The organism is Allobosea sp. AK1 (assembly GCF_006714945.1).
In the GTDB taxonomy this organism is placed as follows: Bacteria; Pseudomonadota; Alphaproteobacteria; order Rhizobiales; family Beijerinckiaceae; genus Allobosea; species Allobosea robiniae.
Genome location: NZ_VFMG01000001.1, coordinates 937,433 through 963,221 on the forward strand (window position 1 = coordinate 937,433; position 25,789 = coordinate 963,221).

At 67.3% G+C, this 25,789-nt stretch carries 27 protein-coding genes; 15 read left to right on the forward strand and 12 right to left on the reverse strand.

The window, feature by feature from the left end; translation table 11 throughout:
* Positions 1-15 precede the first annotated feature (15 nt).
* On the reverse strand, positions 16-990 hold the full coding sequence (locus FHT98_RS04840) for a Bug family tripartite tricarboxylate transporter substrate binding protein (protein ID WP_185745070.1): 975 nt from the start codon (positions 988-990) through the stop codon (positions 16-18).
* 141 nt (positions 991-1,131) lie between these two features.
* On the opposite strand from FHT98_RS04840, the gene FHT98_RS04845 reads away from it, so the two are divergent.
* Positions 1,132-1,944: a crotonase/enoyl-CoA hydratase family protein gene (locus FHT98_RS04845; RefSeq protein ID WP_142112803.1), complete on the forward strand. Its 813-nt coding sequence runs from the start codon at positions 1,132-1,134 to the stop codon at positions 1,942-1,944.
* Positions 1,945-1,947: 3 nt separating this feature from the next.
* On the opposite strand, the gene FHT98_RS04850 is transcribed toward FHT98_RS04845, so the two are convergent.
* Complete coding sequence (locus tag FHT98_RS04850; protein WP_142112805.1) at positions 1,948-2,427, reverse strand: YaiI/YqxD family protein; 480 nt, start codon at positions 2,425-2,427, stop codon at positions 1,948-1,950.
* Positions 2,428-2,590: 163 nt separating this feature from the next.
* Between FHT98_RS04850 and FHT98_RS04855 the strand changes: the two genes are divergently transcribed.
* Positions 2,591-3,793 carry a pyridoxal phosphate-dependent aminotransferase gene (locus FHT98_RS04855; RefSeq protein WP_091856331.1) on the forward strand — a complete coding sequence of 401 codons (1,203 nt, stop codon included), beginning with the start codon at positions 2,591-2,593 and terminating at the stop codon, positions 3,791-3,793.
* A 5-nt stretch (positions 3,794-3,798) separates the two neighbouring features.
* Entirely contained in the window at positions 3,799-4,221 is a 423-nt protein-coding gene (locus FHT98_RS04860; protein WP_113584629.1) for a rhodanese-like domain-containing protein, read from the forward strand.
* Here the strand turns inward: FHT98_RS04860 and trmD are convergent.
* The 5 genes from trmD to ffh all read right to left on the reverse strand — a co-directional run bounded on the left by trmD (position 4,212) and on the right by ffh (position 8,185).
* A complete protein-coding gene (gene trmD, locus FHT98_RS04865; protein ID WP_113584628.1) occupies positions 4,212-4,907 on the reverse strand; it encodes a tRNA (guanosine(37)-N1)-methyltransferase TrmD in 696 nt (231 codons plus the stop codon). The genes FHT98_RS04860 and trmD overlap by 10 nt on opposite strands.
* Positions 4,908-4,911: 4 nt before the next feature.
* On the reverse strand, positions 4,912-5,583 hold the full coding sequence (locus FHT98_RS04870; protein WP_113584627.1) for an HAD family hydrolase: 672 nt from the start codon (positions 5,581-5,583) through the stop codon (positions 4,912-4,914).
* Positions 5,573-6,091, reverse strand: coding sequence for a ribosome maturation factor RimM (gene rimM, locus FHT98_RS04875; protein ID WP_142112807.1), 519 nt, complete (start codon positions 6,089-6,091; stop codon positions 5,573-5,575). Before rimM ends, FHT98_RS04870 begins: the two co-directional genes overlap by 11 nt.
* A gap of 99 nt (positions 6,092-6,190) precedes the next feature.
* Positions 6,191-6,559: a 30S ribosomal protein S16 gene (gene rpsP, locus FHT98_RS04880; RefSeq protein ID WP_061969352.1), complete on the reverse strand. Its 369-nt coding sequence runs from the start codon at positions 6,557-6,559 to the stop codon at positions 6,191-6,193.
* Between the two features lie 51 nt (positions 6,560-6,610).
* The gene (gene ffh, locus FHT98_RS04885; protein ID WP_061969355.1) at positions 6,611-8,185 is read right to left on the reverse strand and encodes a signal recognition particle protein; all 1,575 of its coding nucleotides are present in this window, start codon (positions 8,183-8,185) and stop codon (positions 6,611-6,613) included.
* 473 nt (positions 8,186-8,658) lie between these two features.
* Between ffh and FHT98_RS04890 the strand changes: the two genes are divergently transcribed.
* The 4 genes from FHT98_RS04890 to FHT98_RS04905 all read left to right on the forward strand — a co-directional run bounded on the left by FHT98_RS04890 (position 8,659) and on the right by FHT98_RS04905 (position 11,546).
* Positions 8,659-9,216, forward strand: coding sequence for a CAP domain-containing protein (locus FHT98_RS04890; RefSeq protein WP_061969358.1), 558 nt, complete (start codon positions 8,659-8,661; stop codon positions 9,214-9,216).
* A gap of 162 nt (positions 9,217-9,378) precedes the next feature.
* Positions 9,379-9,720: a hypothetical protein gene (locus FHT98_RS04895; RefSeq protein ID WP_142112810.1), complete on the forward strand. Its 342-nt coding sequence runs from the start codon at positions 9,379-9,381 to the stop codon at positions 9,718-9,720.
* Positions 9,721-9,801: 81 nt separating this feature from the next.
* Positions 9,802-10,428 carry a LysE family translocator gene (locus FHT98_RS04900; RefSeq protein ID WP_142112812.1) on the forward strand — a complete coding sequence of 209 codons (627 nt, stop codon included), beginning with the start codon at positions 9,802-9,804 and terminating at the stop codon, positions 10,426-10,428.
* A 59-nt stretch (positions 10,429-10,487) separates the two neighbouring features.
* Positions 10,488-11,546 (forward strand): MBL fold metallo-hydrolase, encoded by a 1,059-nt coding sequence (locus tag FHT98_RS04905; RefSeq protein ID WP_185745071.1) that lies wholly within the window; start codon positions 10,488-10,490, stop codon positions 11,544-11,546.
* A 113-nt stretch (positions 11,547-11,659) separates the two neighbouring features.
* Here the strand turns inward: FHT98_RS04905 and FHT98_RS04910 are convergent, their stop codons facing one another.
* Entirely contained in the window at positions 11,660-12,487 is an 828-nt protein-coding gene (locus FHT98_RS04910) for a GyrI-like domain-containing protein (RefSeq protein ID WP_142112814.1), read from the reverse strand.
* A 201-nt stretch (positions 12,488-12,688) separates the two neighbouring features.
* Between FHT98_RS04910 and dapF the strand changes: the two genes are divergently transcribed.
* Positions 12,689-13,573: a diaminopimelate epimerase gene (dapF, locus tag FHT98_RS04915; RefSeq protein ID WP_142112816.1), complete on the forward strand. Its 885-nt coding sequence runs from the start codon at positions 12,689-12,691 to the stop codon at positions 13,571-13,573.
* Between the two features lie 11 nt (positions 13,574-13,584).
* Complete coding sequence (gene mtaB, locus FHT98_RS04920; protein ID WP_142112818.1) at positions 13,585-14,856, forward strand: tRNA (N(6)-L-threonylcarbamoyladenosine(37)-C(2))-methylthiotransferase MtaB; 1,272 nt, start codon at positions 13,585-13,587, stop codon at positions 14,854-14,856.
* Between the two features lie 126 nt (positions 14,857-14,982).
* Here the strand turns inward: mtaB and FHT98_RS04925 are convergent, their stop codons facing one another.
* From FHT98_RS04925 to FHT98_RS04935, 3 genes are all read right to left on the reverse strand, one after another.
* Complete coding sequence (locus FHT98_RS04925) at positions 14,983-16,092, reverse strand: sulfite oxidase (RefSeq protein WP_142112820.1); 1,110 nt, start codon at positions 16,090-16,092, stop codon at positions 14,983-14,985.
* Positions 16,093-16,191: 99 nt separating this feature from the next.
* Positions 16,192-17,907: an AMP-binding protein gene (locus FHT98_RS04930; RefSeq protein WP_142112822.1), complete on the reverse strand. Its 1,716-nt coding sequence runs from the start codon at positions 17,905-17,907 to the stop codon at positions 16,192-16,194.
* Positions 17,908-18,119: 212 nt separating this feature from the next.
* Entirely contained in the window at positions 18,120-20,204 is a 2,085-nt protein-coding gene (locus FHT98_RS04935; RefSeq protein ID WP_142112824.1) for an elongation factor G, read from the reverse strand.
* 449 nt (positions 20,205-20,653) lie between these two features.
* Between FHT98_RS04935 and FHT98_RS04940 the strand changes: the two genes are divergently transcribed.
* Positions 20,654-20,821 carry a hypothetical protein gene (locus FHT98_RS04940; RefSeq protein ID WP_248309144.1) on the forward strand — a complete coding sequence of 56 codons (168 nt, stop codon included), beginning with the start codon at positions 20,654-20,656 and terminating at the stop codon, positions 20,819-20,821.
* Positions 20,822-20,841: 20 nt separating this feature from the next.
* Here the strand turns inward: FHT98_RS04940 and FHT98_RS04945 are convergent, their stop codons facing one another.
* Positions 20,842-21,630, reverse strand: coding sequence for an SDR family NAD(P)-dependent oxidoreductase (locus tag FHT98_RS04945; RefSeq protein ID WP_142112827.1), 789 nt, complete (start codon positions 21,628-21,630; stop codon positions 20,842-20,844).
* Positions 21,631-21,809: 179 nt separating this feature from the next.
* Between FHT98_RS04945 and rplS the strand changes: the two genes are divergently transcribed.
* From rplS to FHT98_RS26135, 5 genes are all read left to right on the forward strand, one after another.
* Positions 21,810-22,205: a 50S ribosomal protein L19 gene (gene rplS, locus FHT98_RS04950; protein ID WP_091856317.1), complete on the forward strand. Its 396-nt coding sequence runs from the start codon at positions 21,810-21,812 to the stop codon at positions 22,203-22,205.
* Between the two features lie 177 nt (positions 22,206-22,382).
* Positions 22,383-22,832, forward strand: a complete 450-nt coding sequence (locus FHT98_RS04955; protein ID WP_061969384.1) for a MarR family winged helix-turn-helix transcriptional regulator — start codon at positions 22,383-22,385, stop codon at positions 22,830-22,832.
* Entirely contained in the window at positions 22,829-24,460 is a 1,632-nt protein-coding gene (locus FHT98_RS04960) for an efflux MFS transporter permease (RefSeq protein WP_142112829.1), read from the forward strand. The genes FHT98_RS04955 and FHT98_RS04960 overlap by 4 nt, the downstream gene beginning before the upstream one ends.
* Before the next feature lie 14 nt (positions 24,461-24,474).
* Positions 24,475-25,518, forward strand: coding sequence for an HlyD family secretion protein (locus FHT98_RS04965; RefSeq protein ID WP_142112831.1), 1,044 nt, complete (start codon positions 24,475-24,477; stop codon positions 25,516-25,518).
* 79 nt (positions 25,519-25,597) lie between these two features.
* Positions 25,598-25,750, forward strand: a complete 153-nt coding sequence (locus tag FHT98_RS26135; protein WP_156407152.1) for a hypothetical protein — start codon at positions 25,598-25,600, stop codon at positions 25,748-25,750.
* Positions 25,751-25,789: the final 39 nt, after the last annotated feature.

Here is a 25,789-nt window from a genome sequence, read left to right on the forward strand (position 1 = left end):
CGAGACGGTGCCCGCTTACTCGGGCTTCACGCCGGCATCGGCGATGATCTGCTTCCAGGTCGCGATTTCCTGGACGTGGTAGGGCTTGAACGCTGCGGGGTCGCGCACCTTGAGCGTGAAGCCGAGCTTCAGGATCGCCTCCCGCGTCTGAGGCTTGTTCAGCGAGGCGATCACTGCCTTGGACAGCGTGTCGAGCACGGCGTCCGGCGTCTTCGCCGGGGCAAAGAAGGCCGCCCAGGAATCGGCATCGGCATTGCTCACGCCCTGCTCGCGCAGCGTGGGAATGTCCTTGGCGCGCGGATTGCGCTCCGGGCTCGCCAGGGCCAGCGCCCTGAGCGCGCCGCCGTTGATCTGCTCCAGCACGCTCGGCAAGGTGGAGTTGGCGACGTCGATGCGGTCGGCGATGATTTCCTGCACCAGCGGCGCGGCGCCGCGGAACGGCACATGCGTCATCTTGATGCCGGTGCGCTGCATGAACAGCTCCATCGCCAGATGCGAGCCGGAGCCGACGCCGGTCGAGCCATAGTTGAGCTTGCCCGGATCGGCCTTGGCCAGCGCGATCAGCTCCTGGATGTTCTTGGCCGGCAGGCCGTTGCGCACGACGAAGGCATGCTCGAAGGCGCCGACGCCGGCGAGCGGCGCGAAATCCTTCACCGCGTCGTAGCCCGGCTCCTTCAGCAGGAACATGTTGTTGCCATGCGTCTGGTTGTTGCCGAAGACGATGGTGTAGCCATCCGCCGGGCCATGGGCGACGGCGCGCGTGCCGACGGCGCCCGAGGCGCCGGCGCGGTTGTCGACCACCACGTTGTGCCCGAAGGCGATCGTCAGATCCTGCGCCACGAAGCGTGCGATGGCATCGGTCGGCCCACCCGCCGGATAGGGCACGACCAGGGTGATGACCTTGCTGGGAAAGCTCTCGGCCCGGACGATCGACGGAGCGAATACGGCGCCGGCCATCAGGCCGAGCGTGGAACGGCGGGTCAACGACATGGGCTTCCTCCCCGGTACCCGCCTGGATGGCGGGCCTGCTTTCCGGCGAGATTTACGGGCAAAGGCGCCATGCGTCCAGCGCCAGATATGGGCTCGAAAACACAGCTTAATCTGCATGGGAAACAAGGAGAGGGACGGAGAATGGCGGTACGAATCGAGAGGCAGGGCAAGGTCGCGACGGTCGTCCACAGCAGGCCGGAAGCGCGCAATGCGATGGACCCCGACAGCGCCGATGCGCTGACTCGCGCCTTCCTCGAACTCGACAGCGACGAGGACACGGCGGCGATCGTCTTCTGGGGTGAAGGCGGCGCCTTCTGCGCCGGCTGGGACCTGAAATATGCCCAGGCCTTTACCGATGCCGGGCGCTTCGAAAGCGAGATCGTCGAGAGGCTCGCCTTTCCCGCCGCCGACGGCACGACGCCCCGCGGGCCGATGGGCCCCTCGCGGCTGGAGATGAGCAAGCCGCTGATCGCCGCGATCGAGGGCCCGGCCGTCGCGGGCGGCATGGAACTCGCGCTCTGGTGCGACATCCGCGTGATGGCGGAGGATGCCTATTTCGGCGTCTATTGCCGGCGCTGGGGCATCCCGCTGATCGACGGCGGCACGGTGCGCCTGCCGCGCCTCGTCGGCCAGGGCCGCGCGCTGGAAATCATCATGACCGGCCGCAAGGTCGCGGCGGACGAAGCACTCCGCATCGGCCTGTGCGAGACGGTCTCGCCGAAAGGCCAGGCCCGCGCAGCAGCCGAAGCGATGGCCCGGGAGATCGCGCGCTTCCCGCAGGGCGCGGTCCGTGCCGACCGTGCCAGTGCCATAGCCGGCCATGGGCTGAGCGTACAGGAAGCATTACGGCGGGAGTGGCAGCGGGGCGTCCACACCATCGCGACGGAAGGCGCCGCAGGCGCGGGCCGCTTCGCTGCCGGCAAGGGGCGCGGCGGCGACTTCTCGGAGATATGAGGGTCAGGCGCTGAAGCCGGCCCGCTTCAGCCGCTGGATCGCGAGGTCGAGCGCCTGCAGGAAGGCCGAGCGGTCCTTCGCCGAGAACGGCTTCGGCCCGCCGCTGGCCGCGCCCATCGCGCGCAGGTCTTCCATCATGTCGCGGGTCGCCAGCGCCATACCGATCGAGGCCTCGCTGAAGGGCTTGCCGGTCGGCCCGATCACATCCGCGCCGGCCTTGATGCAGCGATCGGCCAACGGGATGTCGGCGGTGATCACGATCGAGCCGCGCGAAACCCGCTCCGCGATCCAGTCGTCGGCCGCGTCGAAATTGCCCGGCACCGTCACCCGCTCGATCCAGGGCTCGCGCGGCACGTTGAGGAAGCTGTTGGCAACGACGAAGACATGCAGGCCGTGGCGGCCGGCGACGCGATAGACCTCGTCCTTCACCGGGCAGGCGTCGGCATCGACATAAACAGCGATGGGTCCGGCAGAGCTCGTCATGGACGGGCCTTCGCATGCTCGCGGCGCAAGAGCAAACCGCTCCAAATTCATGACGCTTCTGCAAAACATCAAGCAGTTGCGCTTGCGATCATCTCCGCTGAGTCATAAACCACGCGCGCGCCTTTTCCGCGCTCACCCGTCCGCCTCCCCGGAGATCAGTCCCATGGCCTTTCTTGCCGATGCCCTGAAGCGCGTGAAGCCGTCCGCGACCATCACGATCACGCAGAAGGCCCGCGACCTGAAAGCCCAGGGCAAGGACGTGATCTCGCTCTCCGTCGGCGAGCCCGATTTCGACACGCCGGACAATATCAAGGAAGCCGCGATCTCCGCGATCAAGCGCGGCGAGACCAAGTACACCCCGGTCTCCGGCATCCCGCAGCTGCGCGAGGCCGTCGCCCGCAAGTTCAAGCGCGAGAACGGCCTCGACTACAAGGCGAGCCAGACCATCGTCTCGACCGGCGGCAAGCACGTCATCTACAACGCGCTGCTGGCCACGCTGAACCCCGGCGACGAAGTCATCTGCGTCTCGCCCTACTGGGTTTCCTACCCCGAGATGGTCGCGCTCTGCGGGGGAACGGCGACCTATGCCGAGACCTATCTCAAGAACGACTTCAAGCTGCAGCCGGAAGATCTCGAGAAGGCCATCACCCCGAAGACCAAATGGGTGATCCTGAACTCGCCCTCGAACCCGTCGGGCGCCGCCTACAGCCATGCCGAGATGAAGAAACTCACGGATGTGCTGATGCGCCATCCCCATGTCTGGATCCTTACCGACGACATGTACGAGCACCTCGTCTATGGCGATTTCACCTTCGTCACCCCGGCCCAGGTCGAGCCCGCCCTCTACGAGCGCACGCTGACCATGAACGGCGTCTCGAAGTCCTACGCCATGACCGGCTGGCGCATCGGCTACGCTGCCGGCCCTCAAACGCTCATCAACGCCATGGACCTCGTCCAGGGTCAGCAGACCTCCGGCACCTCGGCGATCTCGCAATGGGCCGCGGTCGAGGCGCTCGACGGTACGCAGGATCACATCCCGGTCTTCAGGAAGGCCTTCGAGCGGCGCCGTGACCTCGTCGTCTCCATGCTGAACCAGACCCGCGGCCTGAAGTGCCCGGTGCCGGAAGGCGCGTTCTACGTCTATCCCGATTGCTCGGCCCTGATCGGCAAGACCCTGCCGAACGGCAAGAAGATCGAGACGGACGAGGATCTGGTGATGGGCCTGCTCGAGACGGAAGCGGTCGCGGCCGTGCACGGCTCGTCCTTCGGGCTGGGCCCCAACTTCCGCATCTCCTACGCCACCTCGGACGAGAAGCTGGAAGAGGCCTGCCGCCGCATCCAGCGCTTCTGCGCCGAGCTGCGCTGAGCACGATGACCAAGGGCGCCGCGACGCGCCGGATCGTTCTGGCCGGGGGCTTCATGCTCCCGGCCTCTTTCGTTTTCGGGCAATCGGCGACGACGCTTTCGCCCCGCGAAGCCTATGAGGCGGCACAGGCGAAGCGCATCCTCCTGGTCGATATCCGCAATGCGCAGGAATGGGCCGATACCGGCCTGCCGCAGGGTGCTCTCGCTCTCGACGTCGACGCACCGGCCTTCGAGGTCAGGATCGCAGGCTTACGCCTCGACAATCCCGGTAAGCCCATCGTCCTGATCGACCGCACGGGCGCGCAGGCGGTTGCCGTGGCGCAGAAGCTCGCCGGACGAGGCTGGCGCGATCTCGCAGGCATGCGGGGCGGCATGCTCGGGCCGGGCGGTTGGCTGGCCGAGAAACTGCCGGTGACAGCCTATCCCTGATCCCGCTTGGCGAGCAGGTCCGGCCGCCGCTCCTGCGTGATCCGCTCCGCCTCCGCCCGCCGCCATTTCGCGATGCGGGCATGGTCGCCGGAGAGCAGCGCCTCGGGCAGGCCCCGGCCCTCCCATTCGCGCGGGCGGGTGTAATGCGGGTATTCCAGCAGACCGTTCTCGAAGCTCTCGTCCTCGCCGGAGGCAACCTTGCCCATCACGCCGGGGATGAGCCGCACGCAGGCATCGAGCAATGTCAGCGCCGCCATCTCGCCGCCGGAGAGGATGTAGTCGCCGATCGAGACCTCGATCAGATTGCGCCCCTCGATCACGCGCTCGTCGACGCCCTCGAAACGTCCGCAGACGATGACGAGACCGGGCCCCGCCGCCCATTCGCGCGCCTGATCCTGCTTGAGCGGCCGCCCGCGCGGCGACATCAGCAGGCGCGGGCGAACATCATCCGCCGGCACGGCGGCATCGATCGCCGATGCCAGCACGTCGCAGCGCAGCACCATGCCGGCGCCGCCGCCGGCCGGGTTATCGTCGACATTGCGATGGCGGCCGATGCCGTGCTCGCGGATCTGATGGGTATCGAGCGACCACAATCCTTTGCGCAGCCCCTCGCCGGCAAGCGAGATGCCGAGCGGCCCGGGAAACGTCTCCGGATAGAGCGTCAGGATCGAAGCGCGAAAGGACATGCCTTCAAGCAAAGCGCAGCGCAGGCAACCCGTCCAGCGCGGTGAAATCGCGAGCCGAGGCGATCAGGTTGTCATAGCCCGCAAAACCCTCGGGACCGAGCATGGTGAGCAGCGCCACGGCCCGCATCCCGGCGCGGCGCGCCGCCTCGACGCCGAGTGGCGCATCCTCGAAGACGATGCAGTCGGCGGGGTCGACCTTCATCCGCTCCGCCGCGGCCAGGAACATGTCCGGATGCGGCTTGCCACGGAAGCCCTGGCTCGGCGAGACGATCGTCGCGAAGCGCTGGCGCAGGCCGAGCGTATCCAGCACGACCTCGATATTGGCCGGCGGCGCCGCCGTCCCGACGGCCATCGGCACGCCTGCCGCCTCGGCGCGCGCGATCAGTTCGAGGAAGCCGGCAGTTGGCGTCACATGCGGCAGATAAGCCTCCCGATAGAGCGCCTCCTTGGCGTCGCTCATCGCATCGAGCTCGGCCACGACCGCCTGCGGGAAATAGGAGGAGATGATCTCGTTGCCGGCCATTCCGGCGGTGCGCGCCGCGAAGGTTTTGCGGTCGAAGGGCAACTTGTTGCTGACGTGCCAGCTCTCCCAGGCATCGTCATGGAAGCGCATATTGTCGACGATGGTGCCGTCCATGTCGAAGATCAGGGCGCGGGCCGGCCTATCATTTGTCATCGTCGGGCTCGAACAGTCCAAGCGGCGGCTCGGCCTCGATCCGGCGCGCGGCGATGTCGATGCGCGGCGCAAAGGCCTTGGTGAAGGGCATCAGGACGGAGCGTCCGTCCGGTGTCTCGATGTCGAGCAGGTCGCCTGCCCCGTAGTTCTCGACCACGGTGACGCTGCCGAGCACAGTGCCGTCCGGCCCGACCACGCTGCAACCGATCAGATCGGCATGCAGGAATTCGTCCTCGTCCGCGCCGGCCGAGAGCTTGTCGCGGGCAACGAACAGTTCGGTGCCGTTCAGCGCCTCGGCTGCCTCGCGCGTCGTCACGCCCTTGAGCCGGGCGACGACCACCTCCTTGGCAGGGCGGATATCGGTGATCTCGAAGCTGCGGCCCTTGCCGTCCGACAACGGGCCGTAACCGGCGATACCCAACGGGTCGCCGGTAAAGGTCTTGATCCTGACCTCGCCGCGCACGCCATGCGGCGCGCCGACGATCCCGAGCAGGATGAGGTCGCTCATGTCAGCACGCCATGCCCGGCCTTGAGCCGGGCATCTCCCACAGAAGGTTCCCGGGTCGAAGCTGCGCTTCGCCCGAGAAAGACGCACGGACAGTCAAGCTCACGCCTCGGCGGCTTCTTCGGCAGCCGGAGCAGCGGCCTTCTCGGCCTTCTTCTCGGCGCGCTCCTTGGCCTTCTCGCCGGGAACGGCCTTGTTCGGGTTGTTGCGGGCCGGGCGCTTGGCGAGGCCGGCGGCATCGAGGAAGCGCAGCACGCGGTCGGTCGGCTGGGCGCCCTTGGCGAGCCAGGCCTGGACCTTCTCGGTGTCGAGCACGACGCGCTCGGCCGAATCCTTCGGCTTCATCGGATCATAGGAGCCGATCTTCTCGATGAAGCGGCCATCGCGCGGCGAGCGGGCGTCGGCGACGACGATGCGGTAGTAGGGGCGCTTCTTGGCGCCGCCGCGGGTCAGGCGGATCTTGAGGGACATGGGTCTTCTTCCTTTTGGTTTGACGTCTGAAGTCGGGTTGAATGGTGAAGGCTATTTCTTCTTGCCGAACGGGTTGCTGCCCAGGCCGGGCAGGCCATTGCCGCCGAGGCCCGGCAGCTTCGGCATCATCCCCGCCGGCGGGGTGACACCCTTGGGCAGGCCGGGGAAGCCGCCCGGCGGCATCGAGGGCAGACCGCCGCCCGCGCCGAGCTGCTTCTGCAGTTCCGCAAGCTGCGCCGGATCCATCTTCGAGGGGTCCGGCATGCCGGCAGGCAGGCCGCCGCCGAGCCCGAACATCGAGCCGAGCTTGCCGAGCATGCCGCCCTTCTGCTTGCTCATCATCTTCATGGCGTCAGCCATGCCGCGATGCATCTTGAGCAGCTTGTTGATCTGCTCGGCAGAGGTGCCGGAGCCGGCCGCGATGCGCTTCTTGCGGCTGTTCTTGAGCAAATCGGGATTCTTGCGCTCGGCCGGCGTCATCGAGTCGATCGCGGCGATCATGCGCTTGAACATCGTGTCGCCGACACCCGCATTGGCGAGCTGGGACTGGGCCTGCTTCATGCCCGGCAGCATGCCCATCACGCCGCCGATGCCACCCATCTTCTCCATCTGCTGGAGCTGCGCGCGCATGTCGGAGAGGTCGAACTGGCCCTTGGCCATGCGCTGCGCGGTCGCCTGCGCCTGCGTCGCATCGATGGTCTGCGCCGCCTTCTCGACGAGCGAGACGATATCGCCCATGCCGAGGATGCGGTTGGCGACGCGCGAGGGATGGAATTCGTCGAGCTCGTCGACCTTCTCGCCGATACCGACGAGCTTGATCGGCTTGCCGGTGACGGCCCGCATCGAGAGCGCCGCACCACCGCGCGAATCGCCGTCCATGCGGGTCAGCACGATGCCGGTCAGGCCGACGCGGGCATCGAAGGCACGGGCCGTGTTGACCGCGTCCTGGCCGGTCAGCGCATCGGCGACGAGCAGCACCTCATGCGGGTTGGTCGCGGCCTTCACCTCGGCGACCTCGGCCATCAGCGTGTCGTCGAGCGTCACGCGGCCGGCTGTGTCGAGCATCACGACGTCGTAGCCACCGAGGCGAGCAGCCTCGACCGCGCGCCTGGCGATCTGCACGGCCGACTGGCCGGCGACGATCGGCAGCGTCTGCACGCCGACCTGCTGGCCGAGAATGGCGAGCTGTTCCATGGCGGCCGGGCGTCGCGTATCGAGCGACGCCATCAGCACCTTCTTCTTGTGGCGCTCGGTCAGGCGCTTGGCGATCTTGGCCGTCGAGGTGGTCTTACCCGAACCCTGAAGGCCGACCATCAGCACCGGCACCGGCGGCACGGCATCGAAATTGATGCTCTCGCCCTCGCCGCCCAGCGTCTCGATCAGGACGTCGTTGACGATCTTGATGACCTGCTGGCCGGGCGTGATCGATTTCAGCACCTCGGCGCCAACGGCGCGCTCTCTTACTTTATCGGTGAAGCTGCGGACGACCTCGAGCGCGACATCCGCCTCGAGCAGCGCGCGGCGAACCTCGCGAAGAGCCGCGTTGACGTCCTCCTCGGTCAGCGAACCCCTGCGGGTCAGCCCCGAGAGGATGCCGGAGAGCCTGTCGCTCAGCGTGCCGAACATGCGGACCTGCCTGCTTGCCTCAGGAAGCCTTCAGCACCACGACCTCATCGCCAAACGGTTTCGCGCCCGAGGGCGCAATCGCGCTGTCGAGCGTTGACCTCCGGGCTCATGAAAGCGGCTTGCGCGGCCCGGTCGGCGGATGTGGTTTCGGCGATGTCGGCGAAACGGATGCGGCCTTAAAGCGGAAGACTGTGGCGAAAGTCAAGTTTGGCGATGGTTTCCCTTGCGAACGGAGCCTTCTCAAGGCCGTCATGCTCGGGCTTGGCCCGAGCATCTCCCGCCGGAGCGGGCTCCTGCGCCTCACTCTCCAGAGATTCTCGGGTCAAGCCCGAGAATGACGCTCTGTCTCGTTCCGGAGCGGCCCCTTCCCTCACACGCGTTTCGACTTCTACACGGAATTGTGAGGCTCGGCCGCAGAACGGCCCCGATCTGGCGGCATCGCTGCGCGCCCGATTCGCAAAACAAGCCGGCCCATGAAACTGAAACCCGCCTCGACCTTGCTGGCTCTCGCTCTTCTGCTCGCCGCCTGTGCCGGCGATCCGCGTCGCGAAGGCCCGCTCGATCCGCGCATGGTCGAGAAGGTCGCCGCCGTCTCGCTCGATCCGGCCCAGGCCGGGCGCATCCTCAACGCCTATCGCGCGAGCAACGGCCTCGGCCCCGTCCGGCCGGACCCACGCCTGATGGCGATGGCGCAGCGCCAGGCCGATGCCATGGTCAAGGCCAACGCCCTCTCGCATGATGCCGGCGGCAACTTCACCGCCCGCATCCAAGCGGCCGGCGTCGACAGCGCCCGGGCTGCGGAGAATCTTGGCGGCGGCTATTTCTCGGTCGAGGAAGCCTTCGACGGCTGGCGCAAGTCGCCCGGCCACGACACCAATCTGCGGATGAAGGAAGCGACCCGCTACGGCATCGCGCTTTCGAAGGACCCCCGCACCAGCTATCGCGTCTGGTGGGCGCTGGTCGTCGCAGCCGACCCGGAGCCGCGCGTGACACTCGACGCCGGCCCGCTCAGTTCCACCCAAAGACGTTGACGAGCGGAAATTCCGAGATGACAGGAACTGGTCGTTGCAGCTAGCAATCGTGTCCTTTCATTGAGGATACAGACTACGATGGCCAAATTTTCAGGAATAGCATTCGCTCTCGCTGCGCCGTTGCTGATCGCGGGCGTGACGCAGGGGCAGGCTCAACCTTGCATGACCAATTTCAGCTCCGCCGGCGTGCCGATGGTCTCGCAGATTACCTACAAGACCTGGGAGCTGACCAAGAAATCCCAAGCCGCCGTGCTGCCTATCATCACCCGGGCGATCCAGGCCGACCGCGACTTCATGGATATCCGAACCGACAAGGCGCGCGGCACGATCTCCGCCGTGCAGGAAGTCACCGGCTCGGGGCGTCCGCAGCTCCTGAAGGTGACCACCCGCAAGCAGCCCACGGGCACGCGCATCGACATCGCCTTCACTGTGCAGGCCGGCCAGATGGCTCCCGAAGCGGCCGTTCGTACGGCCCTCTGCGACTTCCTCCGCAGCGCGCTCTGAGCCGCCCTCACGCGGTTCGATTTCGCTCTTTACAAACACCCGCATCTGGTGATGGCTCTGGTCTTTAGCGGAGCCATCACCATGACCTTCGAAGCCTGGATCGCCTTCACCGCCGCCACCGCCGTCCTCCTGGTCATTCCCGGACCGACGATTCTCCTCGTCATCTCCTATGCGCTCGGCCAGGGCTGGCGCACGGCCTTCCCGATCGCCGTCGGTGTCGCGCTCGGCGATTTCACCGCGATGACGCTCTCGATGCTCGGGGTCGGCGCCCTGCTCGCCACCTCCGCCCTGGTCTTCACCACGCTGAAATGGATCGGCGCGGCCTATCTGGTCTGGCTCGGCATCAAGCTCTTCCGCGCCGGCGGCACGCTCGACGCCAAGCCCCGCGAAGATGCCGCTCCCGGCTGGAAGATGCTCGGCCATGCCTGGCTGGTGACGGCGCTGAACCCGAAGAGCATCACCTTCTTCGTCGCCTTCCTGCCCCAGTTCCTGGACACCAAGGGCGATTTCTGGACGCAGATGCTGATCTTCGAGGCGACCTTCATCACGCTCGCCTTCGCCAATGCCATGGGCTACGCGCTGATCGCCTCGCGAGCGCGGGCCGTGGTCAGCAATCCCCGCGCGATCGGGCTGTTCAACAAGGCCGGCGGCACGCTGCTGATCGGCGCCGGCGTCGCGACCGTCGCGATCCGCTCTGGCAGCAACTGATCGGCCAATCGGGAGGGCGGCCTTGACGCTGCGTCGCGGCCGCCTACCTCTTCTACACCATGAACCGCCGCAAGCTTCTCTCCTTCGTTGGCCTCGGTGCATTGCTGGCTTCGACCGGCGCTGCCTGGGCCGCGATCTCCCGCTCGCGCAATCCCTATTACCAGGGCCCCGTCAGCGACCATTTCAACGGGCTCGTCTTCAGCGACGGCCGCACCGTGAGCAAGGGCCTCGCCGACGTGCTGCGCTGGCAGACCGGCAAGCGCGAGCGCGAGGCCTTCCCCCTCGCCTATCAGGCGCCGCCGCAGGACAAGCCGCCGGCCAGCGTCGATGGCGTCCGGATCGTCCATCTCGGCCACGCCTCCTTCCTCTATCAGGTCGCCGGCCTCAACCTGCTGATCGACCCGGTCTATTCGCTGCGCGCCAGCCCCTTCTCCTTCATTGGTCCCAAGCGCGTGAACGCACCGGGCGTCGCCTTCGCCGATCTGCCGAAGATCGACGCCGTGCTGATCACGCATAACCATTACGACCATCTCGACATCGAGACGCTGGCGCTGCTGCACACTAGAGACCAGCCGCGGATGATCATGCCGCTCGGCAATGACTCGATCGTCCGCGCCCGTATCCCCGATGCCCGCGCCGAGGCGCATGACTGGAACGACCGGCTCACGCTCTTGGACACCGTCGCGGTCACGCTGGTGCCGAGCTATCACTGGTCGGCGCGCGGCGCCTTCGACCGGCGCATGGCGCTGTGGTGTTCCTATATCTTGGAAACACCGGCCTCGAAGATCTTCCATATCGGCGATACCGGCTATCATGACGGCTCGCTCTACGAGGAGCTTGGCAGCAGGCACGGGCCGTTCGATCTCGCCGTGCTACCGATCGGCGCCTACGAGCCGCGCTGGTTCATGTCGGACAACCACATGAACCCGGACGAGGCGGTGAAGGTCATGCTGGCGCTGGGGGCGCAGCAGGCGATCGGCCATCACTGGGGCACCTTCCAGCTCACCGACGAGGGCGTCGAGCGCCCGCCCGAGGCGCTGAAGGCCGCGCTTGCGGAAGCCGGCCTGCCGGAAGAGCGCTTCAGACCGATGCGGCCGGGTTTGAGCTGGAACGTGTGACCGGCTGAACCTCCGCGTCATTCTCGGGCGAAGCACAGCTTCGACCCGAGAATCTCAGGACGGGAGGCCGCTGGTTTCCGAGATGCCCGGGTCAAGCCCGAGCATGACGCTGATCACTTGGGCTGGACGTAGACGTTGATCTCGAGGTTCGGATCGCCGGGATCCTTGAGGTCGCTGACATATTCCTCGAGGAAGGCGTCCTTCACCGTGATGCTCTTGGCTTCGAGATAGGCCGTGATCGTCTCGTAGGTGGAATCGATGTCGTCATAAGGCGCGACATGGAGGAAGCGCAGGGCCTTGCCCATCGGTGAGGCGCTCAATTTCACGCCGCCGCCGAATGCGGGAGCCTGCCCTCCGGCGGGCGCGGCAACCGGCAGCATCGCATCGAAGCGAAAGCCGTCATCCGTCGTCTCGACGAACAGCGCCAGCGGACGGCCTGCGACGGGCAGGCCCGCCTTCTGCGCTTCGGCGCGCAAGGCGTTGAAGCTCTCCGACAGTTTCTGGAATCCCTGGTCCCAGCTTGCCTGACCCGAAAGGAGCAGGACGGGCTTCGCAGCGAGCGTGATCTCGTCGATATCGCTGGCATCGCCGCGTTTGCCGGCCAACGTCGCATTGGGATCAGGCACGCCCGTCTGCTGCTGCACGGGCGGCGCCGGCAGGGACTGGCCCGGAGGCGGCAGGGTCGGCGGCGGCTGCACCGGCTGCGGTTCGGCCGGCCCCGGTAGCGTCGGCGCGGGCTGCACCGGCTGCGGCGTTACCGGATTCGGCGGCGGTGGGGCCGGCTGGACCGGCTGCGGCCCCGGCTGGGAATCGGGCACGGCCGAAGGCGGCGTCTGCGCCGGTGCGGACGGCATCTGGGCGGGGCTGGCGCCGGGCGGTGGTGCCAGAGGCGCGGTTTCGACGGCGGTCGGTGGCGCCACGCGCGCCTGGGCAAAGACCATTCCGCTCGACAAACTCGCCAGGCCGGCAAGCGTCAGAACACAAATCCGGGAATACCGCATCATGACGGCCCTGAGTTTCACGCGATTCGCGCCCTTGCGGCGCAACATAGAATGTCCACCTTCTCCTAGGGAACGGGGACGAGGGTGGCTTTTTCACGTCGTCTCCGCCATAGACCCACTATTCACGGGACGTGTGACCAAATGAACGCTCTGGCCAATCGCCGGTTCCTGAAGATGAACGGGCTCGGCAACCAGATCACGGTGCTGGACCTGCGCGGCACCAAGCATGTCATCAGCGAAGCGGAAGCCCGCGCCATCGCCTCCGAGCCGCGCGCCCGCTTCGACCAGCTCATGGTCCTTCACGATGCCGCGACGCCCGGCACCGACGCTTTCGTGCGCATCTATAACACCGACGGCTCGGAGGCCGGCGCCTGCGGCAACGGCACGCGCTGCGTCGCCTGGGCGATGATCGCCGACCCGCAGATGGGCGATGCCGACAAGACCCGGCTCACCCTCCAGACCAGGGCCGGGCTGCTGCCGGCGATCCGCGAGGGCGAAGCTCTTTTCACCGTCGACATGGGCGCGCCGCGCCTCGACTGGGAACAGATCCCGCTGGCCGAGCCCTTCGAGGATACCGCCCGCTTCGAATTGCAGATCGGCCCGATCGATGATCCGATCCTGCATACGCCCTGCGCCGTCAATATGGGCAATCCGCACGCCGTCTTTTTCGTCGACGACCCCTATGCCTACAATCTCGAACAGATCGGCCCGCTGCTCGAGAACCACCCGATCTTCCCTGATCGCGCCAATATCGAGCTCGCCGCTGTGAAGGCGCCGGATCACATCGTGCTGCGCGTCTGGGAACGCGGTGCCGGCATCACGCAGGCCTGCGGTTCGGGCGCCTGTGCGGCACTGGTTGCGGGCGTCCGCCGCGAGCTGACCGCCCGCAAGGCAACCGTCAGCCTGCCCGGCGGCGATCTCGCCATCGAATGGCGCGAGCGCGACGGCCATGTCCTGATGACCGGCCCGGTCGAATTCGAATGGGAAGGCACGCTCGATCCGGCGTTGTTTTCGAGCGCGGCCTGAGGGCCAGACTTATGACGCTGGAAGTCGTCACCTTCGGCTGCCGCCTCAACATCGTCGAGAGCGAGGCACTGCGGCTTCAGGCCGAAGCGGCCGGGTTGAAGGACGCTGCGATCGTCAATTCCTGCGCCGTCACCGCCGAGGCGACCCGGCAGGCACGGCAAGCCGTACGCCGCCTCAAGCGTGAGCAGCCGGACAGGCCCGTCATCGTCACCGGCTGCGCCGCGCAGATCGAACCGGCCCGCTTCGCGGATATGCCGGAGGTCGATCGCGTCCTCGGCAACGACGAGAAACTGCGGCCCGAGAGCTGGTCTGCCCTCGCTCGTTCCAACAGCCTCGGACATCCTGACACCACTGTCGCCGACAAGCTCGACGTCGGCGACATCATGACCCGCACGGCCTTGCGCGCTCCGGTCACCGGCCGTTTCGCCAGCCATACGCGCGGCTTCGTCCAGGTCCAGAACGGCTGCGACCATCGTTGCACCTTCTGCGTCATTCCCTTCGGCCGCGGCAATTCGCGCTCGCTCGCCATCACCGATGTCGTCGCGCAATGCCGCACCCTGCTGGAGGCCGGCGCCCGTGAGATCGTGCTGACCGGCGTCGACCTCACCAGCTACGGCCGCGACCTGCCGGACCAGCCAACACTCGGCGCGCTGGCGGGAGCGATCCTCCACACCCTGCCCGACCTGCCGCGCCTGCGCCTCTCCTCGATCGACGCGGTCGAGGTCGACGACGCCCTGCGCGACCTGCTCGCGACCGAGTCGCGCCTGATGCCGCATCTGCATCTTTCGCTTCAGGCTGGCGACGACCTCATCCTGAAGCGGATGAAGCGCCGCCACGGCCGCGACGACGCCATCCGCTTCTGCACCGAAATCCGGCGCTTACGTCCCGACATCGTCTTCGGCGCCGATCTCATCGCCGGCTTCCCGACCGAGGACGAAGCGATGTTCGCCCGCTCACTCGACCTCGTGGCGGAATGCGGCCTGAGCTTCGTCCATGTCTTCCCCTATTCGGCCCGCCCCAACACGCCGGCCGCGCGGATGCCGCAGCTCTCGGGAGAGATCGTCTCGGAGCGCGCTGCAAGGCTGCGTGCTGCGGCTGGGACGGCACAGGCACGCCATCTCGCCGAGCGCATCGGCCGTCCGCTCAGCGTCCTCACCGAACGCGGCAATACCGGCCGCGCCGAGGATTTCACGCTGGTGCGTTTCGCCCGCGATATCGCGCCGGGCGAGATCCTGCCGGTGATCGGCCATGCCGCCGACAACAAGGCCCTTCTCGCGGCCTAAGCGCATTTGCGAGGGAATAGCCGCCTCGGTCGCCGATGGGAGGAGGAGTGACCGAGGCGGCAGAGCCATGCCCGGAATGGCAGACCCATTTCTTAGACGCGGCAACCCGCCAAAAGGTTCAAAGCCCTACGCGACGACCGAGCCACGCACCCGCTGGACCTGATTGTTGCAGTATCCCCGCGGATTCCAGACCGGTTCCAACGGCTGGACGTTACCTTCGGCATCTCGCGCCCGCGCCATGACGACGAACGACCCGGGCTGTCCGGCAACAATCTCCGTATCGAAGCGTTGCCAGGCGAAGCGCCCCTCGCCGGCCTGCAATGCGACATCCTGCCAGCTCTCGCCGCCATCGCTGGAGATCGCGACCGATTCCAGCGGAACCGCCCCGCTCCAGGCAAAGCCCGCGACCTTCAATCGCTCGCCTTGCTTCGCCACGAAGCCGTCTAGCGGCGCCGTAAGCAGCGATTTGACTGGCATGTCGGTGATCACAGCGAAATTCGCAGGATCGAGGGGCTCGCCGGGGCGCACCGGCAGGATCGGCAGGCGGTAATCCGTCCCGCGCATCTTCTCGCCGTCATGCTCGACATCGCGCAGGGTGATCCGGTCCAGCCATTTTTGCCAGGCCGAGCCGGGGTAGCCCGGCGCGACGATCCGCAAAGGCCCGCCATGCAGCCGCGGCAGCGGCTCGCCGTTCATGGCGAAGGCGATCAGGGTTTCCGGCGCCACCGCCTTGGCCATCGGCAGGCCGCGCGACAAAGCCGCCTTCTCCGGCTTGCCGATCTGGCGGTCCGGTGCGTGATGGGCGGTATAGACCGCGCCCGGCCTGGGGCCGGCATGTTCCAGAACGTCCGCCAGCCTGACCCCGGTCCAACGCGCGCAGCCGACGGCGCCGAGTCGCCATTGCAGCCCGTCCGTCGCCGGCGAAAAGCGAGAGCGACCATTGCCGGCGCATTCCAGGACAGCGGTGAGCGTCACGGTTTCGAAACGCTGGCGCAGGCCTTCGACGGTCCACACGGCCGGGCGCTCGACCTCGCCATCGATGGTCAGTGTCCAGCCGCTGTCGTCGTCGATCTCCGGCAGATGGCCGTTGTTGCGGATGAAGAAGGCATCGACCGGCGTGATCGACTCGCCGAGCAGGGCCAGCGCCGGCTCGGCGTTCAACGCCTCTTCCTCATAGACATGGAGGCCGGGCTTCAGACGGCGCAGCAGCGGCAATTCGGCAAGGCGATGGGGCAAGCGGCGAGGATCTCCGGGGGCGCGAGACGGTCACCCGTCCCGGCGAAAGCCGACAAGAGATGGCACGTTGCCCGACCGGCTGTCGACCGTCGCCCAACGTCAGCGCCTGGCGACGACCTCCTCGCGCAGCGCCCGGCGCAGAACCTTGCCGACATTGGTCTTGGGCAGGCTCTCGCGGAAGAAGATCTGCCTGGGCACCTTGTAGCCGGTGAGGTTCTCCTTGCAGTAGGCCCGCAGCGCATCCGTCGTCAGGGTCGGGTCCTTGCGTACGACGAATGCGGTCACCGCCTCGCCCGAATGCTCGTCGGGCAGGCCGATGACAGCCGATTCCAGCACGCCGGGATGCGAGGCCAGCACGTCCTCGACTTCGTTCGGATAGACGTTGAAGCCGGAGACCAGCACCATGTCCTTCATCCGGTCGACCACCCTGGTCTGTCCGTCCGGCAGCATGATGCCGACGTCGCCGCTGCGGAAATAGCCGTCGGCGGTCATCGCCTTGGCGGTCTCGTCCGGGCGGTTCCAGTAGCCCGCCATCACCTGCGGCCCGCGGATGCAGATCTCGCCGGCCTCGCCGAGCGGCATGTCGTTGCCCTCGGCGTCGCGGATCGCGATCTCGGTCGAGGGAATCGGATAGCCGATCGTGCCGCTGAACTCGGTGATATCAGGCCGGTTGATGGTGGCGACCGGCGAAGTCTCCGACAGGCCGTAGCCCTCGATGATCGGGCGCCCGGTCACCGCCTTCCACTGCTTGGCGACCGCGGCCTGTGTCGCCATGCCGCCGGCGACCGCGAAGCGCATCTCGGAGAAGTCGACTTCCTTGATCTCGGGATGGTTGGCGAGCGCGTTGTAGAGCGTGTTGACCCCCGAGAAGAGCGTGAAGCGGCTCGCCTTCAGCGTCTTGATGAAGCCGGGTATGTCGCGCGGATTGGCGATCAGCAGGCTCTTGGCGCCGATGCGCAGCAGGAACATGCAGCAGCAGGTCAGCGCGAAGATGTGGTAGAGCGGCAGTGCCGTCACCATGACGTGCTGGTAGTCGCTGCGGCCGAGCGGCGGCTCCAGCATCCATTCGAGCCAGAGGCCGGCCTGCTGGACGTTGGCGGCGACGTTGCGATGCGTCAGCGTCGCGCCCTTGGCGACGCCGGTCGTGCCGCCGGTATATTGCAGGAAGGCGACATCCTCAGGCACGACCGTCACCGGCGTCATCCGGGCACCGCCGTGCAGGATCTGCTGGAAACCGATGGAGCCGGGAAGACCGTAAGGCTTCACCACCTTCTTGACCCGGCGCGCAACGAAATTGACGATCTTGCCCTTGAAGCCCATCAGGTCGCCGGCCGTGGCGATGACGATGGCGTCGAGCTTCAGGTTCGGCTTCGCCTCCTCGACGACATGGGCGAAGTTCTCGATCACCACGAGCACCCGCGCCCCGGCATCGTTGATCTGGTGCGTCAGCTCGCGCGCCGTGTAGAGCGGATTGACGTTGACGACGGTAAAGCCGCCGAGCAGCACGCCGAAGATCGCCGCCGGATAGGCCAGGATGTTCGGCATCATCAGGGCGACGCGATCGCCTTTCTTCAGGCCCTGCGCCTGCAGCCAGCCGGCGAAGGACTCAGCGGCGCGACGCGTCTCGGCGAAGGTGATCGTCTTGCCGAAGCTCTCGAACGCCGGCCGATCGGCATGGGTCGAACAAGCGGAGCCGATCAGGTCAGCCAGCGTCCCGATCCTGGCATCGTCGAGCTCCGGCGGCACGGCCGGCGGATAATGCGCAAGCCACGGGCGCGAGGCATTCCTGGCCTGCGTGGCGCCAGTCGCAGTCATCGTTCCCTCCAGTTGCCCGGTTGACCGCCTCACGGCGGGTTCCGGTGCATTTTCATGATCGTACAGTGCGGAACAGCAGCCGACAGCGCAAGCGCCGACCGTCATCGACCGTCGAATGTTTACATCTAAACAGTTCGCACCGCACGAAATCAAGCCCAAACCGGGAGCCGAATGACGGCTCCCGGTTTGGGCAGGATGGGCCTGAGGCAGGATCAGCGCGCTTGCGCGAGGGTCAGCGCCTGCGCGGAAACCACGGCCTCGGCCGGCTTGCCGGCAAGCTCCGCCAGGTGATCGAAGCGCGCGCTGAACGAGCCGACGCCCGAGGTGGCCGAGCGCAGCTCGACGATCAGGCCGGTCATTTCGGCTTCCGGCACCAGCGCCTTGATCTGGTCCCAGCCACGCCAGCCGGCGCGCGTGTCGTAGCCGAGGATCTGCCCGCGTCGGCCCGAGATCAGGGCCGAAGCCCGCGACATCGCCTCGGAAGGGATGACCACATCGACCGACAGGATCGGCTCGAGCAGCACCGGCTTGGCTTGCGGCATCGCCTCGCTCATCGCCAGCCGCGCCGCCTGCCGGAACGCCATGTCCGAGGAATCGACGGTGTGATACGAGCCGTCCGTCAGGGCGACCGCGACATCGACGATCGGGAAGCCCAGCGGCCCCTTCTCGCAGAAATCGCGCATGCCGGCCTCGACCGAGCCGATATACTGGCGCGGCACGACACCGCCGGTGATCTTGTCGACGAACTGGATGCCCTCCCCGCGCGGCAGCGGCGCCACCTCGATCACCACGTCGCCATACTGGCCATGGCCGCCGCTCTGCTTGCGATGCCGGCCCCGCGCCCCGGCCTGGCCGCGGATTGTCTCGCGATAGCCGACCTGCGGCGTCTTGCTCGTCACCGTCACGCCATAGCGGCCGGCGAGCTTTTCGAGCGCCACGCGCAGATGCATCTCGCCCTGGCCCGACAACCGGGTTTCGCCGAGTTCCGGCACCTGCGTCACCGCGAGCGCCGTGTCCTCCTCGGTCAGGCGCTGAAGCGCCGCCGCCAGCCTGACATCGTCCTTGCGGTCCTTCACGGCGATGGCGAAGGCGTGGACGGCCTCGGGCGGCGGGACCGCGCTGATCACGCCCGCCCGCGTCTTGCCGAGCATGAAGGCCTCGCCCGTCGCGATGCCGTCGAGCTTGGCGAAGCCGGCGACCTCGCCCTCCATCGCCGCCGGCTTGCGGCTCTGCTCCGCCCCCTTCAGGGCGAGGACACCGGCGATGCGGGCCTCCGCCCCGCCGGACGAGGTCACGACATCGCCCTCCGCCAGCCGTCCGCGCATCACCCGCGCCAGCGAGACCTTGCCGCCCTGGCTCGAATGCCAGGTCTTCATCACCTGGGCGAGCGGCGGACCCTCGGCGAGGATACCCGCGCGCCCGCGCGTCTCGGCGAGACCGGGCGCCTCGTGCCTGAGCGCCTTGAGCAGCCGCGTCACGCCATTGCCACGCTCGGCCGCGCCGATCAGCACCGGCACGACATGGCGATGCTGCAATTCGCGGGCGAGATCGTCGAAGACGCGGTCGCGCGGCGGCTCCATGTCCCCCAGCAGCTCCTCCATCAGGTCGTCGTCGTAATCGGCAAGCCGCTCCAGCATCGAGAACCGCGCTTCCTTCTCGCGGCCGGCCTCGTCGACGGCCAGCGGCACGATCTCGCTCGGCGCATGCTCGCGGTAGATGAAAGCCCGCTCCAGGGCGAGGTCGATGAAGCCGACCGCGATGCCCTTCTGCCAGATCGGGATCTGGCGCAGCAGCAGCGGCGTCCGCGAGGCCCGTTGCAGGATGCCGAGCGTCTCGCGCACCCGGCGCGAAGCCGTGTCGATCTTGTTCAGGAACAGGAAGCGCGGGATGTCGGCCTCCTCCAGTTCGCGCAGCACGAGCTCGAGCGCCGGCGCCTTCCTGTCATCCGCCTCGCAGACGACGACGGCCGCATCCACCGCCGGCAGCACATGGCGCATCTCGTGCAGGAATTCGACCGAGCCGGGGCAGTCGATGAAATGGAAGGTATCGCCGAGGAAATCGACGGCCGCGACCGTGGGCTCCGTGCTCATCTGGTGCGCGCGGGCTTCCGGCGCCGCATCGCCGACCGTGTTGCCGCCCTTGACCGTACCGGTGCGGGTCAGCGCGCCGCATCGCATCAGGATGCTTTCGAGCAGCGTGGTCTTGCCGCTCTGGAAGGGGCCGACGATCGCGATGCATCGCGGCCCCGCGCGTCGGGTGCCGTCTGCGGAACCGCCATTCTGAGCCGATGCAGGCATGACTTCCTCCTTCGGGGCTGGCCGCGATGGAGGAGAGGTTCGAGCGGCCCCGGCTCCGGCGCGGTGGAAGCCGGCGGGAACCGCGAATGCGCTCACGCCGGATGGGCGGCGGTCGCTCGGGCCCGACAGGGTCGGGCGGCCGTCGGAGAGGCAGTTGAGGAGAGGTTCGCGCCGATCGGGAGCGGACGCAAGCGCTTTGTCGGCGCGGTCGCGGCGAACGGGCGAGGCCCGGACCGTCACCGATATCGGAACGACTATCGCTCCGCCGAGGCCCGTGATTTCATCGGGAGATCCGCCGGGTTGCACGCACGAGAGGCGAGCCGGCACCTGCACGCTCCCTGCGTCTCCGAAGCGGGGAACCTGAAGGATCGCCGGACATTCTATGGGCGGACCGCCGCAGCGGCCGTAGAGATGCATGGAGACAGCCGATGCCCGAGAATGCTTCGCAAATGGATCTGGACGAGCGCATCGCCCTCCTCCGGCGCAATATCTCCGAACTGATGGAACAGGCGACGGGAGCCTCCGGCGCCGCCGTGGAGGAAGCACTCGCCAACCGGCTCGGCGAGCAGCAGGACATGCTCAACGAACTGCTGAAGAAGCGTGAGGCGATGGGGTAAAGGCGTCGAGGCACCCGCCGTCAGAGATTCCGCCGCTCGCCGCGAAGCGTCGCGAGGCCGATGCCGGCGGCGTCGAAGCCGCCATCGACGGCCAGGACCTGCCCGGTGATATAGCTCGACCGGTCGGAGCAGAGGAAGAAGATCGCCTCGGCCAATTCCTCCTCCAGCCCGTAGCGGCCGAGCGGGACGGCATCGCGATAATCCGCCCGGATCTCGGGGCTGTGCACCGCCTTGGCCATCGCCGTCTCGACCGGCCCCGGCGCGACTGCGTTGACGCGGATGCCCAGGCCCGCGAGTTCGACCGCCTGCTGCTTGGTGAGATGCGCCAGCGCCGCCTTCGAGGTGCCGTAGGCGACGCGCAGGGTCGAGGCGCGCAGGCCCGAGATCGAGGTGATGTTGACGACGGCGCCGCCGCCATTGTCCGCCATCGCCCGCGCCGCGAGCTGCGTCGCCAGGAACGGCCCGGTGAGATTGACCGCCAGCACCCGCTGCCATTCGTCATGCGTGGTTTCCAGCAGGGGCTTGAACACCGCAGTGCCGGCATTGTTGACGAGGGCATCGAGCCGTCCGAAGCGCTTGGCCATGCCGGCGAAGGCCGATTCGAGCTGGGCGGGCATGGCCACATCGCAGGTCAGCACCAACGTCCGCTCCGGCGTGGCGATCTCGGCCGCAGCACGTTCAAGCCCGGCGCCATCGATGTCGAGCAGGCCGACCTGCCAGCCTTCGGAGAGGAAGCGCTTGGCGGCGGCAAGGCCGATGCCGCGCGCGGCGCCGGTCACGAGCGCGGTCTTCGGGGTGGCATCGGTCATGGCGTGTCGTCCGGTGGCGTGTCGGGTCCGCAAAGGCTATGCACGCCGGCAGCGCCGCCAACAAGCCGGCATTGCCGCTCGACAAACGCCACCAGCTCCTGTAAGGCCCCGCACTCAACTGAAAACAGCGCGCCGTAACGCCCGCGTGAACACACGCGACAACGGCCATGGAGAGACCCATGAACATCATCGAACAGCTCGATGCCGAGCAGATTGCCAAGCTGAGCGAAGGCAAGGCCATTCCCGCCTTCCAGCCCGGCGACACCGTGCAGGTCAACGTCAAGGTCAAGGAAGGCGAGCGCAGCCGCGTCCAGGCCTATGAAGGCGTCGTGATCGCCCGCAACGGTGGCGGCCTCAACCAGAGCTTCACCGTTCGCAAGATTTCCTATGGCGAGGGCGTCGAGCGCGTCTTCCCGCTGTTCTCGCCGAACCTCGATTCGATCAAGGTCATCCGCAAGGGCAAGGTGCGCCGCGCCAAGCTGTATTACCTGCGCGATCGTCGCGGCAAGTCGGCCCGCATCGCCGAGCGCGTCGATGCCAAGCCCGCCAAGGGCCAGAAGGCCGCCGGCAAGTAAGCCGAAGCCTCAGCGCAAAAAGATTGGAACGCGGTCCTTCGGGGCCGCGTTTTTTATTGCCCGCGGATCGAAACAGTCATTCTGAAAGCGCATATCAAATGGCTCTATTGTCACTTGATATGCGATACGCGCGCATATAAGTATGACAATCATTAGCATGCTATTTATGTTGCCCCTATGGACCTCATCCAGCTTCAGGCCGCGTTCACCGGCGAACTTGCCGCCGTCAACCGCAAGCTGAGAGCGCTTGTCGACGAGCGAGCCCGCGGCATGGGCCTGACCCTGTCGCGGGCACGCCTGCTGATGGAGCTCGCGCGGGAAGACGGCCCGATCCAGTCCGACCTCGCCGGCCTGCTCGACATCGAGCAGCCGACGCTGGTCCGGCTCCTCGACGGGCTGGAACGCAACGGCATGATCGAGCGCCGCGCCGTCGAGGGCGACAGGCGCGCACGCCGCGTCTTCCTGACCGAAAGCGCCCGGGCACAGGCACAGGACATCCTGAATTTCCTCACCGAACTGCGCGCCGGCATCCTGCAGGGCATCGCGCCGGAAGAGCTGGAAGCCGCGCTCGACGTCCTGCGCCGCACCTCGCGCAACATCGCCGCCGGGCGGAGCGCCGCCCCATGAGCACGCCCGAAACCACCGCTGCGCCTGTTGCCGCGCCCCCGCCGGCGGGGCTCACCATGCCGCCGGCCCGCGCGCTCGCCTATATGCTGGCTTCGGTGACGCTGGCCATGACCCAGCAGATCGGCGCGAACCTGGTCAACACCAATGTCTACCAGATCCAGGGCGAGCTCGGCGCCACCCTCGCCGAGACCAACTGGCTGATCGCCGCCTATATGGCCCCGAACGTCTCGCTCTCGATCGCGCTGATCAAGATCCGGATGCAGTACGGCCTGCGCAATTTCGCCGAGATCAGCCTCGCCGGCTTCGTCCTCGCCGCCTTCCTGAACCTCGTCTTCGTCCATGACCTGCCATCGGCCGTGGTCGTGCGGTTCATGAGCGGCATGGCGGCGGCGCCGATGTCCTCGCTCGCTTTCTTCTACATGATCGAACCGCTGCCGCCGCAGAAGAAGCTCACCGTCGGCCTGTCGCTGGCGCTGACCAACACCACGCTCGGTATCCCCGTGACGCGCCTGATCTCGCCCTGGCTGCTGGAGCTCGGCGGCTTCCACGGGTTGACGCTTTTCGAGATGGGCCTCGCCATGGTCGCCTTCGGCTTCGTCTACGCGTTGCCGCTGACCACGCCGCCGCGCGTCAAATGGATCGGCCCGCTCGATATCGTCAGCTATCTCCTGATCGCGATCGGCTTCGGCGCGATCGCGGTCGCGCTGAGCCTCGGCCGGATCTACTGGTGGTTCGAGGCCCCCTGGCTCGGCTGGCTCTTCGCCTGCGCCGTGATCTGCCTCACGCTGGCGGTGATCGTCGAGCTGCATCGCGACAGCCCGCTCATCGACATCCGCTGGCTGACCAGTCCGGCGACGCTGCATTTCGCCGGTGCCATCCTCCTGATGCGCATCGTGCTGGCCGAACAGACGGTCGGCGCCTCGAATTTCTTTCAGGCGCTCGGCATCCAGAACGAACAGACCATACCGCTCTACACGATCATCCTCTGTGCGATCCTGGCCGGCGGCGTCACCTGCGCGCTCCTGCTGCGCCCCGGCCGGGAGAACTGGTTCTACGCCACCGCGCTTGCCTGCGTCGCTCTCGGCGCCTGGCTCGACAGCGGCGCCACCAGCCAGACGAGGCCGCACGATATCCGGCTGAGCCAGGCGCTCGTCGCCTATGGCTCCGGCCTCTTCCTGCCCGCGGCGATGGCGCAGGGCATGGGCGGCGCGATCGCGCGCGGCCCGATCTACATCCTGAGCTTCATCACCGTCTTCCTGTTCACGCAGAGCATCGGCGGGCTTCTCGGCTCGGCCCTCTTCGGATCCTTCATCACGCTGCGCACCAGTTTCCATTTCAACATGCTGGCGGAGCATTTTGTCCTGTCCGACCCGCTCCTGACCCAACGCCTCAATCAACTCGGCGCCGCCTATAGCCATGTCCTGAGCGACGCGACGCTGATGCGGGCGGAAGGCGTGACCCTGCTCGCCCAGCGGGCGACGCAAGAGGCGATCGTGCTCGCCTATAACGACGCCTTCATGCTGATCTCTGCCATTGCCAGCCTCGCCCTTCTCGGCCTCCTCTCTCACCTCGCCTATCTGCAATTGCGCAAGCGCGCCGCCGCGCCCGCTCCTCAACCCGTCTCCTGACCGTCCAGCCCGTCATGCCCCGCACCCTCCGCTCCGTCTCGACCTATATCGCGCTCGCCATCGGCCTCGCCGGCCTCGCCGTGATCCTCTACGCTTGGCGGCTGCCGCCCTTTTCCAGCGCGATGGAAACCACCGAGAACGCCTATGTCCGTGGCCAGGTCACCGTCATCGCGCCGCAGCTCGCCGGCTATGTCGCCGAAGTGCCCGTGCAGGATTTCGCCGCGGTGAAGCGGGGCGACCTGCTGCTGCGCATCGACGATCGCATCTACGCCCAGAAGCTGGAGCAGGCCCGCGCCGGCCTCGCCGCCCAGCGCGCCGGCCTCGCCAATTCCGACCAGTCGCGCGCCGCCGCCGAAGCCCGCCTTCGCGCCGCCGTCGCCAATGTCGCCAGCGCCGAGGCGGCCTTGCGCACTGCGGAGGCGAACTGGGGCCGTATCGAGCCGCTGCGCGAGCGCGGCGTCGTCAGCCAGACCTCGACCGACCAGAGCCAGCAGGCGCTCGACCAGGCCCGCGCCGCAATCACCGCGACCAATGCCGCCGTCGACGTCGCCCGGCAAGACATCCAGACCGCGATCGTCAACCGCCAGTCGCTGGTCGCAGCGGTCGAGGGCGCCGAGGCTGCCGTCCATCTCGCCGAAATCGACCTCGGCAACACCCGCATCATCGCCCCGCAGGACGGGCGGCTCGGCGAAGTCTCGGCCCGGCTCGGGCAATATGTCTCGGCCGGCACGCAGTTGATGGCGCTGGTGCCGAACCAGGTCTGGGTCGTCGCCAACTTCAAGGAGACGCAGCTCGCCGGCATGCGCGCCGGCCAGCCGGTGAGCTTCACCGTCGATGCGCTGCGGCACGCCCGCCTGACCGGCAAGATCGAGCGTTTCTCGCCGGCCGCCGGCTCCGAATTCAGTGTCATCCGCCCCGACAACGCCACCGGCAACTTCATCAAGATCGCGCAACGCGTGCCGGTGCGCATCGCTGTCGACCCCGACCAGCCTCTGGCGGAGCGGCTGGCGCCCGGCATGTCCGTGGTGGTCAGCGTCGACACCTCTGCGTCACGCTGATGGCGCGGCTGCAACGGCGCCGATTGTCCGGCTTGATTGGAACTGCTAAACAGTAGCCATGTCGCCGTGTGAGCATCATTTGCAGCGCTTCAGCGTCGTGCAGGGAGAGGGCCATCTGCCGCCCCTGCCGACGACGCAGGATTTTGCCGCGCTGCACGACCATGCCCGGCTGCCATGGCGCTTTTTCGGCCGCTTTACCGCCTCGATTGCCGCAGGCCTTACCGGCGCCTGAGACCGGCCGCTTCCGCGCGGCCGGCGACAGGCGAACCGT